Below are 13,800 nucleotides of genomic sequence, written 5' to 3' on the forward strand. Positions count from 1 at the left end.
ACGTGGCCGGGCTCTGTCCAGGGAGACGGTCGTGTGGTGTGCGGGGCTGGGCGCCGTTACGCCGCATCCTGGGCCGACGGAAGGCAGCGGGGTCTCGCCGTAAGGAGACGGGAGGGCCGGGCGGTTGTCCATGGGCCGTCCGGCCGGACGAGGGCCGGGTTAGCGGCTGGTCCAGAGGGGCTTGTTGTCGCGGGAGTAGATGATGATCCGGCCGTCGTTGCTGACCGCCAGCCAGGCCCCCGGGTTACCCGCGGTCTTGGTCGTCCACAGCGCCTTGTCGCCGCTGTCCACCACCACCCAGTTGCCCTCGGCCTGCATGATCGACCGAGCCCCGGGGTGCCCCGCCGTCGGTGTGGTGAACAGGCTGCGCTGCCCGTCGTACAGCACCGCGTTGCCCTCGTCCTGCTGGATCAGCCGGTAACGGCCGTTGCTCGACTGCACCGACTGCCCGGCCCGCAGCACGTGCCCCGAGGGCAGCTTGCCGATGTACGCCTGCGACGACCACAGCGGCCTGTTGTCCCGGCTGTAGATCACCAGGTTGCCGCTCTCCTTCGGCAGCAGGAGGTACGCGCCGGGGTTGCCGGCGGTCGGCGTGGACCACAGCGGCTTGTTGTCGGCGCCGTAGATGACGAGGTTGCCCTCCTTCTGCATGGTCGCGCGGGCGCCGGGCTTGCCTGCGGTGGGCGAGGTCCAGAGCGCCTTGGTGCCCTGGTAGAACACCAGGTTCCCCTGCGCCTGCTGGATCAGCTTGAACCGGCCGCCCTCCGAGATCAGCGACTGTCCGGGCAGCAGCCACTCGCCCGGCCCGAGCCGGTCCTTGGCGGCGACGGTGACGGTGGCCCTGACAGCGGCACTGCCCGGCTGCGCCATCGCGACCGTGGCCGCCGGGCCTGCGAGGAGCGAGCCGGCCATGACGGCGATCGCGGCCTTCTTCGTGATCAACTCTCGTCTCTTCCTGTATGTGGCGAAGATCGTGAGTAAGAGACCTTGGCAGAGGGCGTTGGCGTTCTGTTGGCACGAGGGTCTTTAGCGGCGTTTTAGCGGCTCCCGCCATGCTGTGACAGATGGATCAGTTGGAGTTTCGCCTGCTCGGGTCCATCGACGCCTATGTCGGGGGACGCCGCCTGGAAATCGGGCCGCGTAAGCGTCGTTACGTACTGGCCGCGCTGCTGCTGGACCTGAACCGTCCGGTCTCGGTGGAGCGGCTGATCGACGCCGTATGGGAGGGAACTCCCCCGGACAGCGCGCGGATGACCGTGCAGGGACACGTCTATCGGCTGCGCCGCACGCTGCCCGGCGTGCTGGTGGAGACGGAAGCCTCGGGGTACGTGCTGCGCGCCGACCCTGAACGTGTGGACGCGCTGCGCTTTCGCCGCCTGGTCGCCGAGGCGGCCAGGCATGGCGACCAGGCGGCCGTCGGTCTGCTGGACGAGGCGCTGGTGCTGTGGCAGGGGCCGGCGCTGGGCGAGTCGGGGGGCGGGAAGTCGCTGGAGGTGGCGTCGGTCGAGCTGGACGAGGCCCGGCTGGCCGCCGTCGAAGATCTTGCCCGCAGGAGGCTCAGGCTGGGTCAGCCGGAGCGCGTGGTGGCGCCGCTGCGCGCGACGGTGACGGCCCACCCGGAACGGGAGCGGCTGGTGTCGCTGCTCATGACGACCTTCTATCGGCTCGGGAGGCAGGCCGAGGCGCTGGAGCTGTACGAGCGCACCCGCCGGCTGCTGGCCGACCAGCTCGGCGTGGACCCGGGGGTGGAGCTGCGGGCCACGTTCGAGTCGCTCCTGGGAAATCAGTCCTGATCGAGCACGGCCAGCGCCGCGGCCTCGTCGAGCCGGTGCCCGAACTCCCGGTGCACCTCGAGAGCCATCCTGGCGTAGTCACGCCCTGCGCCAGGAGACCCGCCGCGCACGTGCAGCCGGGCGAGCAGGGTGAGCGCCTGGCCCTCGAGCCGCCGCAGCCCGTGGCGCCTGGCCTCGTCGCGCGCCTGCCTCGCCACGTCGGCGGCCTCGTCCCAGCGGGCGCCGTCGGCGAGCACCTCGGCCAGCCACACGCGGGCGCGGGTGTCGAGGTAGGGATAGGTACGGTCGCGGTAGGAGTCGAGCACCTCGTTGAGCATGTCGACGCGCTCGCGGAGGTCGAGCGACTCGTCCACGCGGGCGAGCGTGCTGCGGGCTTCCTCGTACTCGCTGCCCAGCCCGCGCGCGCCGGCCACCCGTACGGCCCGGCGGGCCAGCTCGGCGGCGACCGTGCCGTCCCCTCTCATGTGGTGCGCCATGGCCGCGCTGGACAGCGTCCCGGCGAGCTGGACTCCCTTTCCCCACGCGAGCCCCTGCTCGAACGCCTCGATGGCAGGGCCGAGATCACCCAGCGCCAGGTGGATGTCGCCGATGATGGAGCAGGCCCTGGCCTGCCAGCCCGGCGGCTCGCCGAGCTCCTCCCTGATCCGGACGGCCCGCAGCTGCCGTTCCAGCGCCTCGCGGGGGCGCCCGGCCCACAGGAGCTTGATGGCGTAGTTCTCCAGCGTCGCGGCCAGCTTCGGCGAGGGCTCGAACTGTTCCCACAGCCGGATGATCCGTTCGTGGTTCGCGGTGCTCTCCTGGAGGTCGCCGAGGCTGGCGCTGGCCACGACGAGGTTCGTCAGCGTGACCAGCTCGCCGGTCTCCCACCCGATCTTCGCGTAGAGGTCGGAGGCGATCTCGTAGTGCCGGACGGCCGGCCGCGGCTCGTTCAGCACGAACATGGCGTTGGCCAGCGTGTGGTGCATGCTGGCCAGGCCGGCGCGGTCGCCCGCCCGCTCGGCCGCGGCCAGGGCGCGGCGGGCCAGGGCGATGATCACGTCGGGCTGGTAACCGCCGTACATGAAGGCCCGCAGGGTCTCGACCAGCCGCCAGAGCAGCCGCCCGCGGGCGTGGTCGATCACGGCGAGCAGGTTGTGCTGCTCGGCCTGGAACCAGGCGTTCGCGGCGTCCGCGTCGGCGAACTCCTCCGCGTCGCGCGGCGGGTCCTCGTGCGTCAGGGGGAGCAGGTCGATGGAGGGCGCGAGCAGCGGTGCCGCGGCCCGCGCGGTGTGCAGGTAGTACGCGCGCAGCGGCGTGGGGTCGTCGTCGCCCTCCGTGCAGTGCTCGCGAGCGTAGAGGAAGACCAGGTCGTGCAGGCGGTAGCGGCCCGGCGCGTGCTCCTCGACCAGGTGGGCGGAGGCGAGCCTGGCCAGCAGCCGCTTGGCCGCGGCCGGATCCGTGCCGGCCAGCCTGGCCGCGGAGCTCGCGGTGAAGTCGCAGCCGGGGACCAGCCCGAACCTCCGGAACAGCACCCGGGCGTCCGGCGCCAGCGCGGCGTACGAGCTGGCGAACGCGGTGGCGACCGTGGCCTGCGCGTCGCCTTCGACGGCGAGCGTGCTCAGGCGGTCTTCGAGCAGCTCCTTGGTGTATTCGCGCAGGTCGGCCCGGCGCCCATCGGCGTCGCGGCGGCCGGCCCTGCGTCGAGCGGCGGTGCGGTGTCCAACAGCGGGCCTGCGTCCAATGGCGGTGCGGTGTCCAATGGCGGTGCGGTGTCCAGCGGTGGTGCGGTGTCCGCGGGCGGTGCTGCGGCGTCGGGGCAGGCGGCCGGCGATGACACCGCTGCCGGGCTCGCGGTGCTCGCTGTCTTGGCGACGGCAGGCGGGCCTCGCAAGCCCGGGGAGCCTGGCAACGACGCGGCGGGTGTCGCGTCGAGCGGTAGCGCCGTGGCGGCGGAACCCGCGGCCGGCGGCGACCTGGCGGGGGCGAGCGCCTCCGGTGGTGGTGCGGTCGAAGGGCGCGTGCCGGGCGACGGCGTTGCGGCGGGGCCTGTGCCCGGCCCCGTGGCGGTGGGGCTCGCTGCCGGAGGGCCTGTGACGGGGCGTGGGGCCGGTGGCGGTGCTGGTGCGGGGGCGTCCGGTGGAGGCGCGACCGTGGGGGCATCCGGTAGAGGCGCGGCCGTGGGGCCGCCGGCGCCGTCCGCGGGTGGCGGGTTCGCCAGGATGATCGGCGGCGGCGTCATCGGCATGCTGATCGGGTTCCTGGTCGGTCTGTTCGCCGCCGTGCTCGTCAGCGTGACCGTCGGCGACGGGCTGGCGCTCGTCACCCTCATCCTGTGCATCGCGTTCATGGGCGCGGTCGGCGCTTCACTGGGCGCCGGTTCCGGCCGCCGGGCCGCCGCTGCCGCCTACCAGTCGGCGCAGGTCGCGGCGTATCAGTCGATGACGCAAGCCGCGGGCTACCCATCGGCGGCCCAGGCGGCGACGCCGGGGGCCCAGGCGGCGGGCCACTTTACGCAGGCCCAGGCAGGTGGCCCGGCGCAGGCACAGGCAGGTGGTCCCTCGCCGCACGGCCAGACGGGTGGCCTCTCGGCGCAGGCTCAGGCGGGCGGTCCCTCGGCGCAGCCTCAGGCTGGTGGCCTCTCGGCGCAGATTCAGGCGGGTGGATCCTCGGCGCAGGCTCAGGCGGGCGGTCCCTCGGCGCAGCCTCAGGCTGGTGGCCTCTCGGCGCAGATTCAGGCGGGTGGATCCTCGGTGCAGGCTCAGGCGGGCGGTTCCTCGGTGCATGGCCAGTGGGGCGGTCAGGCGGCCCAGCCGCAGGTGGCGGGGCCGTACCGGAATCAGGCGGGGCCGCCCCCGTACGTGCCGCCGCCGCTCTTCCCCAAGCCCGACCTGCCTGAGCCGCCCCGCTGGCTGCTGCCCGCGGCGGCCGGGGCGGGGGTGTTCGCGGCGGTGGCGCTGCCGGACGCGCAGGTCGGACTCGGGATCGTGCTGGTCTCCATGGTGCTGGGGGCGGCGGCGCTGCCTGCCGTGGTGCGGCGGATGACGCCGTGGACGGTGGCGCTCGGGCTGACGGCGTACTTCCTGATCTCCATGGCGGCGGTGCGTGACGCCGACTGGCTGGTCGCGATCCTGCTCGTGGCAGGGGCTGGGCTGGGTGCGCTGGCCGTGTCTGGAGCCGGAGCGGGATGGCTCGGCGTGATCAGGGGCGGCGTGTCGGTGCTGCTCGCGCTGGGGCCGGTGCCGTGGTTCCTGGCCGAGCCGTTCAAGAAGATGTCGGCCAAGCGGCGCGTCATGCCGACGCTGGCCGCGCTGGGCATCACCGCGGTGCTGCTCCTGGTGTTCGGGCTGCTGTTCGCGTCGGCGGACGCGGTGTTCGCCTCCTTCGTGGAGCGGCTGACCACCGCGCCCGACTGGGCGGACTCGGCGCCGCTGCGGATCTTTCTCTTCGCGCTGTTCGCCGTGCTGCTGGCCGCCGTGGTCCTGGTCGCGCTCAGGCCCGTGGTCGACCCGGTGGGGCCCGACACGAAGTTCAGTGTGAGCAGGAGTGTCTGGATCCTGCCGCTCACGGCGGTGAACCTGCTGTTCGCCTCTTTCGTGGCGGTCCAGATCACGGCGCTGTTCGGCGGCAACACCTGGGTGCTGAAGACGGCCGGGCTGACCTACGCCGAATACGCCAGGCAGGGGTTCTTCCAGCTCGTGGTGGTCAGCGTGTTCGTGCTGGGCATCGTGGCGGTCGCCGGGGGGCTGCTCAAGGTCGAGCGGCGCGAGCGCCTGCTGCTGGCCGTGCTGCTCGGCGTGCTGTGCGGGCTGACCATGGTGGTGCTGGTCTCCGCCCTGCACCGCATGAACCTCTACACCGACGCCTACGGCCTGTCCAGGCTGAGGTTGTCCGTGCAGGCCACGGTGTGGTGGCTGGGCACGCTGTTCGCGCTGGTGCTGCTGGCCGGTGCGGTACGGCTCCTGGGCCACGGCTCCGGCTGGCTCCCGCGTACGGTCGTGCTGGTCACCGGGTTGGGCCTGGGCGCGTTCGCCATCGTGAACCCCGATCTCCAGGTCGCCCAGACGCAGGTCGAGGTGCGCGGCGTCACCAAGATGGACTCCGACTACCTGGGTGACCTCGGCGCGGAGGCGGTGCCCGCCCTGGACAAGCTGCCCGAGCCGCAGCGCAGTTGCTTGCTCGCCGACGTGGTCGCGGCCAACGGGCTCGACCGCCCCGACCCCTGGAACGGCTGGAACCTGGACCGGGCCCGAGCCCGGACCCTGCTGGCCGCGCGGCCCATCGACAAGTCCGCGCAGTGCGCCCCGGCGTACTCGCGCGGCTCTGATTGAATCCTGGGGTGAGCTTCGACGTAGTCATCAGCGGTGGCCGGGTGCTCGACGGCACGGGCGCCCCACCGTACCGGGCGGATGTGGCGGTCGCGGACGGAAGGATCGTGGCGGTTGGGAGGCTCGCCGGCGCGCAGGCGGAGACTGTGATCGACGCGACGGGGCGGTTCGTCGCGCCGGGCTTCGTGGACTGCCACGCCCACGGGGACGCGGCCGTGTTCGACCCTGAGGTGCAGCGGGCCGCGCTCCGGCAGGGCGTGACCACGTTCGTGCTCGGGCAGGACGGCCTGTCCTTCGCCCCCGGCTCCGCCGCGACCGTCGCCTATGTCTCCCGCTACTTCGCCGCCGTCAACGGCCCGCTGCCCGAGAGCGCGCTGTCCGGGGGCATTCCGCGCGATGCGCCGCTGAGCGTGGGCGAGCTGCTCGACGGCTACGACCGCGCCGTGGCACTGAACACCGCCTACCTCCTCCCACACGGCACCATCCGCTACGACGTCATGGGGCCCTCGTCCGATCGGCCCTCCCGCGACGACCTGGCGGCCATGCTGCGGCACGTCGAGCGGGGCCTGTCGGAAGGAGCGGCAGGCCTGTCCACCGGCCTCGAATACCTCCCAGGCCGCTACGCCACCGCCGAGGAGCTGGCCGCCCTGTGCGCCCCGCTCGGCGGGCTCCCGTACGTGACCCACATGCGGGCCTACGGCGCGCAGGCAGGCGTGGGCATGGGCGAGGTCATGGACATCGCCGAGCGCTCCGGCGCCGCCGTCCACGTCTCCCACCTGCACGGTCCCGCGGACGTGCTGCTGCCGCTGGTCGAGGAGGCGCTCGGCAAGGGCGTGGACCTCACCTTCGACACCTACCCCTACCTGCGCGGCAACACGATCCTGGCCATGGTCGTGCTCCCGGACTCCGTGCCCGGCGCCGAGACGGACCGGGCGCTGGAGATGATCGCGTCCGACGAGCTGGACGGCTGGTGGCCGACGCTGGACGCCACCTGGCCGCGGCTGACCGTGTCGCACGCGCCCGGACTGGAGTGGGCCGAGGGCCTCACCATGGTCGCGGCGGCCGAGCGGGCCGGGGTGGCGCCCGCCGAGTTCTGCCGCCGCCTCCTGACGGAGACGCGGCTGGAGGCCGGGGTCGTGTCCGCCCGGCCCGACGAGGGCCCCGAGGGCGAGGAGTCGGTACGCAGGATTCTGCGGCACCCCTCGCACACCGGCGGCTCCGACGGCATCTATGTGGGCGGCCATCCGCATCCGCGCGGCTTCGGGGCGTTCGCCAGGTTCCTCGGCCGGCACGTGCGGGAGCTGGCGGACTGGACCTGGGAGCAGGCCGTGGTGCACCTGGCCTCGCACCCGGCCAGGCGCTTCGGGCTGGTGGACCGGGGGCTGGTGCGGAACGGGTTCGCGGCCGACGTGGTGGTGTTCGACCCGGCGGCCGTGGACGACAGGGCGACTTACGGGGCTCCGCGCACGCTCGCGGCCGGGGTCGACGACGTGCTCGTGTCAGGGGTACGCGTGCTGGCCGGAGGAGAGCTGACCGGCGCGACTCCCGGGCGTGCGCTCCGGCCGTGATCCGCCAACCGTCTGAGATAGGGTCGGACGCGGACGAAAGGGGTGTCGTGCTCGGGCAGCAGGTCTTCGGGGGTGGGCTCGACTTTCCCCTCATGGTGGTGCACCGGGACGCGCTGGAGCACAACGTCGCCACGATGGCGGCCTTCGTCCGCGACCACGGGATGGAGCTGGCGCCGCACGCGAAGACGCACATGTCCGCTGAGATCGCCGCGCTTCAGCTCGAAGCCGGCGCTTGGGGGCTCACGGTCGCGACGCCGCGGCAGGCGCGAGTGGTCCGCGGGTTCGGGGCGGGCCGGATCATGGTCGCCAACCAGGTCGTGGATCCGGCGGGGCTCGCCTGGGCGGCCGGTGAGCTGGAGCGTGATCCCGGGTTCGAGTTCCTGAGCTTCGTCGACTCCCGGGCCGGGGTGGACATTCTCGCTCGGCATGCCGCGTCCAGGCCGTTCCGGGTGCTGGTGGAGCTGGGACACGAAGGCGGACGAGCCGGGTGCAGGTCGCTGGAGCAGCTGCTGGAGCTGGCGGCGTATGTGCAGGCGGTCCCCAACGTCGAACTGGCCGGCGTGGCCGGGTACGAGGGCGCGCTGAAGACCGCCGACGATGTCAGGAAATATCTGTCCTTGCTGCAGGATGCCGTCGAGTACGTCCGCGTCAAGAGCCCGATCCTGTCCGTGGGCGGCAGCCAGTGGTTCGACGTGATCGGCCGGGAGCTCGTCGCCACCCAGGCGAGGATCCTGCTGCGCAGCGGCGCGTACGTCACCCACGACGACGGCTACTACCGCGAGCGCACCCCGTTCAACCGCATCGACGGAGAGCTGCACCCGGCGCTGGAGGTGTGGGCACACGTGCTGTCCACGCCCGAGCCCGGGCTGGCGATCGTGGGCATGGGCAAGCGGGACGCTCCCTACGACGAGGGTCTGCCCATCCCGCGCCGCGACGGCGTCACGATCGTGAAGATGCAGGACCAGCACACCGTCGTGCACGCCGACGGCCTCGAGCCCGGTGACCTGGTGGGGTTCGGCATCTCCCATCCCTGCACCGCGTTCGACAAGTGGCGGGTGCTGCCCCTGGTGGACCAGGACTACCGTGTCGTAGGCACCATAAGCACCAACTTCTAGGGAGTTACCGGTGAAAAAGGAGCTCAGGACCACGGAAGGTGCGGCCCCCATCGGCGCGTACTCGCAGGGTCTCGTGGTCGGCGACTTCGTCTACACCTCCGGCATGGGCCCGCTCGACCCGCACACCGGTGAGATCGTCGGCGACGACGTGGCCACCCAGACGCACCAGGTCATGCGCAACCTCGGCGCCATCCTGGCCGCCCACGGGCTCGGCTTCGACGACGTGGTCAAGTCCACGGTCCACCTGCAGCACCTCGAGCGCGACTTCGCGGCCTACAACGAGGTTTACAAGTCCTATTTCAGCCAGCCGTACCCCGTTCGCACCACCGTGGGATCCCAGCTGCTGGGCATCCTGGTAGAGATCGACTTCGTCGCTCACAAGAGCGCTTAAGGTCTGGTTGTGGACAGTTCGGTGTACGTCTTCGTCGAGGATCTGCGCGGCGAAGGCGTCGAGCGGGTGCTCGACAGGATCAGCGCGTACGGCGTGAACGGCGTCACCATCGGAGCCGTGCACCACGCCTCCCGCGACGTCACCCCGCACGGACTGTCCCGGCTGACCATCCGTCACGACGGGGCCCACTTCGTCCCGCCGCCCGATCTGTTCGCCGGGCTCCGCCTTTCTCCCGTGCCCGGCTACCTGAACGCCCTCGACGGGCTTCGCGAGGCGTGTGCGAAACGGTCCATGAAGCTCCACGGATGGACGGTGTTCCTGCGCAACGCCACGCTCGGCACGGAGCATCCGGATGTGACCGTACGCGACTGCTTCGGCGACCGCGGCTCGCTCACCGACCTGTGCCCGGCCCACCCCGACGTGCGCGAGTACGCGGTCGCGCTGGCCAGGGCGGTGGCCAGGCTCGGGGTCGACAGTGTGGTGGCCGAGTCGCTGCACTTCAGGCCGCTCAAGCCGCAGCGCTCGTTCGTGCCGCTCGGGCCGATGGACGCGTACCTGTTCGGGTTGTGCTTCTGCGACTACTGCATGCGCCGCGCCACCGACCTGGGCGTGAACGCCGAGGTGGCGCGGGACGAGTGCGCCAGGATCGTGGGCGGCGTCTTCGACGGCGACCCGCCCGCGCAGGGCGAGGTGACCAGGGCGGCGCTGACCGCGTACGCGGGGCCCGACGTCGTGGCCTACGCCAGGGCCCGGTCCGAGACCGTCACCACACTGGTGTCGGAGGTGGCGTCGGCGGTGGCCGACGAGGGGTCCAAGCTGGTGTTCATCGACTCGACCGGCGCGGTCAAGGGCTACACGGACGGGCTGCCCACGCCCGGGCTCGCGGCCCACGACGCCTGGCAGCTCGGGGTCGATCTGGTGGCCCTGGGAGATCTCGTGCCCGGGTTCGGGGTGCTCGCGTACGCGCGGGACGCGGCCCGGGTGGCCGACGACGTGGGAGCCTACCTGCGGTCGGTGGGGAAGGACCGGGAGGTGCGGGCCGTGCTGCGGCCCGGCCATCCGGACAGCGACTCGACGGACCGGCTGGTGGCCAAGGCCAGGGGGGCGAAGGCAGCGGGGGCGCTCGCCGTCGACTTCTACGCGTACGGGCTGGTGCCGCACCCGGTGCTGGATCGCATCCCCGCCGCGCTCTCAGAGGCGTTGTAAGGCTCAGATGCCGTCGAGGAGCGTCGAGACCGCCTCGGCGGGGAAGTCGTCCGCGACGGGCAGGCCCCTGAAGACCGCCCTCATCCATACGGCACCGGCCAGCAGGTCGACGATCAGCATTGGGTCGACCGACTCCTTGAGCTCGCCCCGCCGTACCGCGCGCTCGAAGATCTCCCGCTCCCGCGCGAACCGGTCGGCGAAGAAACGCCGCGCGTCCAGCTCGGGATGGCGGACGGCGGCGGCGAGCGCGACGACGGCGATGTCGCTGGCGGGCGGTTCGGTGAGCAGCCGCTTGACGCCCTCGACCAGCACGACCAGGTCACCGCGCAGGCTGCCCGTGTCGGGCGCCTCGAATCCCAGCACGTCGGCCTCCACCAGCGCCGCCCCCAGCAGCGCGGCCTTCGACGGCCACCAGCGGTAGATCGTGGTCTTGTTGACGCCCGACAGCTCGGCGACCCCCTCGACGGTCAGCCCGTCGTAGCCCTTCTCGGCCACGAGCCGCAACGTCGCATCGAAGATCTCCTGCTGTTTCCTGGGCGCCATGAGGTCATTTTCTCCCGGCGAACGCCGTGGCCACTCCAAGCCCCAGGTAGACGATGCCGCTGACGTACCGGAGGGTCTTGGCCCGGGCGTTGAGCCGGGTGCCGAGGGCGCCGGCGGCGCACGCGTACACGATGTCGGAGATCAGCCCCAGGAGCAGCAGCGTGAGGCCGAACAGCACGATCTGGAGCGCGGGCGAGCCCGCGCCCGGGTCGACGAACGGCGGCAGGAACGCCAGGAAGAACAGCGCCACCTTGGGGTTCAGCACGTTGACCAGCACGCCTTCGAGGAAGACCTTGCGCAGCGGCTGCGGGGGCGGCGTGCCGGCGTCCGACTGCTTGCCGGTGAACGCGCGCACGCCCAGGTAGACGAGGTACGCGACGCCGACCCACTTCACGATCGCGAACAGCGTCGCCGACCGTGAGATCACGTACGAGAGGCCCGCGGCGGCGGCCGCGATGTGCACTAGCGTGCCGACCTCCACGCCGAACGCGCTGGCCAGGCCCGCCGCCCTGCCCTGGGCGAGGCCTCTTGCGGTGATGTAGAGGTGGTTGGGGCCCGGGATGAGGACCAGGGCGAGCGAGGCCGTCACGAAGAGGGCGAAAGTGGTTGGATGGATCACGAAATGGCAGCGTAGGATGCGCTTGGTATGTCGGTGAGGGCCAATCTCGGGCCGGCTTTCTGGACCAATCGAATGTCGGTGAGGGGTGGCATAGTTTCTGGCGTGAATGGTCTTCTCGTCGGGCGCTCTGCTGAGCTGGCCAGACTCGTGCGGGTGCTGCAGTCCGCCGCCGAGGGCATGGCCGGGGTGGCGCTCGTCGGCGGAGACGCGGGCATAGGCAAGACCCGGCTGGTCGCCGAGCTGGTCTCGGAGGCCCGTGAGCGCGGCTTCCACGTGCTGGTCGGCCAGTGCGCCGAGCTGGGCGACTCGCTGCCCTACCTGCCGCTGGCCGACGCGCTGCGCGGCGCGGAGCCGGCCGTGCGCGAGGCCGCCGCCGCCCATCCCATGCTGGGCCAGCTGCTGCCGGGCACGGAGAGCGTGCCCTCGACCGGGCTCACGCAGCAGCGGCTGTTCGGCTCGCTGCTCGGGCTGCTGGCCGACGTCCAGCCCGTGCTGTTCGTGATCGAGGACCTGCACTGGGCCGACCGGTCCACCCGCGATCTGCTGGTCTTCCTCAGCCGCATGGTGCAGAGCGAGCGGGTCTGCGTGGCCGGCACGTACCGCACCGACGACCTCCACCGCCGCCATCCGCTTCGGTCCGTGCTGGCCGAGCTGAAACGGCTGCCCACGGTGACGGGCGTCGAACTGGGGCCGCTGGCCTCCGGCGACATGTCCGACTATGTGGCTACGTTGGGCGAGGTGGGCGCTCAGGAGCTCGGCCTCATCGTGTCCCGTGCCGACGGCAACCCGTTCTACGCGGAGGAGCTGTTCGCGGCCATGGCCGAGGGTGACAGCCTGCCCGACGGGCTGGCCAGCCTGCTCATGACCAGGGTCGAAGTGCTGTCCGAGGCGGGGCAGCGGGTACTGCGGGCCGCCGCCGTGGCGGGGCGCCGGGTGGAGGACGAGCTGCTGCGGGAGGTGTCAGGGCTGCCGCTGGCGGAGTTCGAGGAGGCGGTCAGGGAGATCGTCTCGCGCGGGCTGCTCAGGGTCGACGGCTACGGATACGCCTTCCGCCACGCGCTGCTCCAGGAGGCCGTCTACACCGACCTGCTGCCCGGCGAGCGCACCCGGCTGCATGCCGCCTTCGCCCGGCTGCTGACGTCACCCGCCGAGCTGGCCTACCACCACCTCGCCGGCCACGACCTGGCCGGGGCGCTGTCGGCATCGGTCGAGGCGGGCCGCCTGGCCGAGCGGCTCGGGGCCCCCGCCGAGGCGCACAGCCACTACGACCGCGCGCTCGGCCTCTGGGAGCGGGTCGAAGGGGCCGCGGACCTGGTGGGGGAGAGCCGGGAGCGGCTGGCGTTCCGCAGCGCCGTCATGGCGGCCGACAGCGGCGACAACCATCGGGCGGCCGTCCAGCTCAGGGCTCTGCCGCCGACATCCGAGGTCAGCGAGCGGCTCGCCTACTACCTGTACGAGGCCGACCAGCCGGGTGCCATCGCGGCGGCGGAGCGCGCGGTCGAGAGCGCCGCGGACCAGGCGGCGCTGGCCCGCGCCCTGGCGACCCACGCCCGCACGCTGCTCTGGAGCGACCGCCATCGTGACGTCGAGGCCGTGACCGCGCGGGCGCTGGAGACCGCCCGCGCCGCCGGGGCCAGAGACGCCGAAGTGGGCGCCCTGCTCACGCTGGCCACCTATGTGGAGCTCCGCGGCGACCTGGACAAGGCCCACGAGCTGATCGAGACCGCCTCCGCCGAGGGCAGCGGCGACCTGGCTATGGACCTGCGTGCCCGCTTCCACCACGCCCGCATCCACTACGAGCAGGGCCTGCTCGCCGAGGCCGCCGAGGTGGCCGACAACGGCATCCGCGTGGCGTTCGAGACCGGGCTCAAGTGGAGCACCTACGGCACCGATCTGCGGTTCCTGCGGTTCCTGATCCACTACGTGGCCGGCGAGTGGGACCAGGCCGAGGCGGTCGCGTCCGGGTTCGGCACGCGGGTGGGCACACTGCCGGAGGCGATCCTGTCGTCGTTCGCGCTCTTCATCGAGGTGGCGCGGGATCTGCCCGCGGTCGGCGAGAGACTGAGCAGGCTGCGGCCGTTCTGGTACAGCGAGCTTGCCGCGTACATGTCCCGCGGCCTGGCCGCCGAGCACGCGCTCTGGCACGGCGACCCCGCGGCGGCGCTCGACCACGTGCGCGCGGTCATGGCGCCGATGGTCGACGGCGAGGCGGGCGCGCTCCGGATGGCCGCCATCGGGCTGTGGGCGCTGGCCGAGCTGGG

General features: G+C 72.3%; 11 protein-coding genes. 7 read left to right on the top strand and 4 right to left on the bottom strand.

All coding sequences use genetic code 11. The features are described 5' to 3' along the window. Nucleotides 1-159: 159 nt before the first annotated feature. A complete protein-coding gene (locus AB0J09_RS37260; protein WP_360701546.1) occupies nucleotides 160-942 on the bottom strand; it encodes a hypothetical protein in 783 nt (260 codons plus the stop codon). A gap of 122 nt (nucleotides 943-1,064) precedes the next feature. Between AB0J09_RS37260 and AB0J09_RS37265 the strand changes: the two genes are divergently transcribed. Continuing rightward, complete coding sequence (locus AB0J09_RS37265) at nucleotides 1,065-1,793, top strand: AfsR/SARP family transcriptional regulator (protein ID WP_360701549.1); 729 nt, start codon at nucleotides 1,065-1,067, stop codon at nucleotides 1,791-1,793. Here the strand turns inward: AB0J09_RS37265 and AB0J09_RS37270 are convergent. Then, on the bottom strand, nucleotides 1,784-3,304 hold the full coding sequence (locus AB0J09_RS37270; protein ID WP_360701552.1) for a tetratricopeptide repeat protein: 1,521 nt from the start codon (nucleotides 3,302-3,304) through the stop codon (nucleotides 1,784-1,786). The genes AB0J09_RS37265 and AB0J09_RS37270 overlap by 10 nt on opposite strands. A gap of 618 nt (nucleotides 3,305-3,922) precedes the next feature. On the opposite strand from AB0J09_RS37270, the gene AB0J09_RS37275 reads away from it, so the two are divergent. The 5 genes from AB0J09_RS37275 to AB0J09_RS37295 are packed head-to-tail and all read left to right on the top strand — an operon-like array spanning nucleotide 3,923 to nucleotide 10,377. Continuing rightward, nucleotides 3,923-6,100 (top strand): DUF4153 domain-containing protein, encoded by a 2,178-nt coding sequence (locus AB0J09_RS37275; protein WP_360701554.1) that lies wholly within the window; start codon nucleotides 3,923-3,925, stop codon nucleotides 6,098-6,100. An 8-nt stretch (nucleotides 6,101-6,108) separates the two neighbouring features. Continuing rightward, the gene (locus tag AB0J09_RS37280; RefSeq protein WP_360701557.1) at nucleotides 6,109-7,665 is read left to right on the top strand and encodes a D-aminoacylase; all 1,557 of its coding nucleotides are present in this window, start codon (nucleotides 6,109-6,111) and stop codon (nucleotides 7,663-7,665) included. 47 nt (nucleotides 7,666-7,712) lie between these two features. Beyond that, a complete protein-coding gene (locus tag AB0J09_RS37285) occupies nucleotides 7,713-8,780 on the top strand; it encodes an alanine racemase (RefSeq protein WP_360701560.1) in 1,068 nt (355 codons plus the stop codon). A 10-nt stretch (nucleotides 8,781-8,790) separates the two neighbouring features. After that, nucleotides 8,791-9,171, top strand: coding sequence for a Rid family detoxifying hydrolase (locus tag AB0J09_RS37290; protein WP_360701563.1), 381 nt, complete (start codon nucleotides 8,791-8,793; stop codon nucleotides 9,169-9,171). Between the two features lie 9 nt (nucleotides 9,172-9,180). Then, on the top strand, nucleotides 9,181-10,377 hold the full coding sequence (locus AB0J09_RS37295) for a hypothetical protein (RefSeq protein ID WP_360701566.1): 1,197 nt from the start codon (nucleotides 9,181-9,183) through the stop codon (nucleotides 10,375-10,377). Nucleotides 10,378-10,380: 3 nt separating this feature from the next. Here the strand turns inward: AB0J09_RS37295 and AB0J09_RS37300 are convergent, their stop codons facing one another. Both AB0J09_RS37300 and AB0J09_RS37305 read right to left on the bottom strand, forming a co-directional pair. Next, nucleotides 10,381-10,920 carry a TetR/AcrR family transcriptional regulator gene (locus AB0J09_RS37300; RefSeq protein ID WP_360701569.1) on the bottom strand — a complete coding sequence of 180 codons (540 nt, stop codon included), beginning with the start codon at nucleotides 10,918-10,920 and terminating at the stop codon, nucleotides 10,381-10,383. Nucleotides 10,921-10,924: 4 nt separating this feature from the next. Next, a complete protein-coding gene (locus AB0J09_RS37305) occupies nucleotides 10,925-11,539 on the bottom strand; it encodes a LysE family translocator (protein WP_360701572.1) in 615 nt (204 codons plus the stop codon). 102 nt (nucleotides 11,540-11,641) lie between these two features. Between AB0J09_RS37305 and AB0J09_RS37310 the strand changes: the two genes are divergently transcribed. Next, nucleotides 11,642-13,800 (top strand): AAA family ATPase (locus tag AB0J09_RS37310; RefSeq protein ID WP_360701575.1); only part of this gene is annotated, 2,159 nt, incomplete at its 3' end.

The sequence above is a fragment of the Nonomuraea sp. NPDC049784 genome (assembly GCF_040659615.1).
In the GTDB taxonomy this organism is placed as follows: Bacteria; Actinomycetota; Actinomycetes; order Streptosporangiales; family Streptosporangiaceae; genus Nonomuraea.

Excerpts from the sequence above, each read along its gene's own strand:
- AB0J09_RS37265 (WP_360701549.1), top strand. The coding sequence starts at position 1,065 with ATGGATCAGTTGGAGTTTCGCCTGCTCGGGTCCATCGACGCCTATGTC.
- AB0J09_RS37300 (WP_360701569.1), bottom strand. The coding sequence starts at position 10,920 with ATGGCGCCCAGGAAACAGCAGGAGATCTTCGATGCGACGTTGCGGCTC.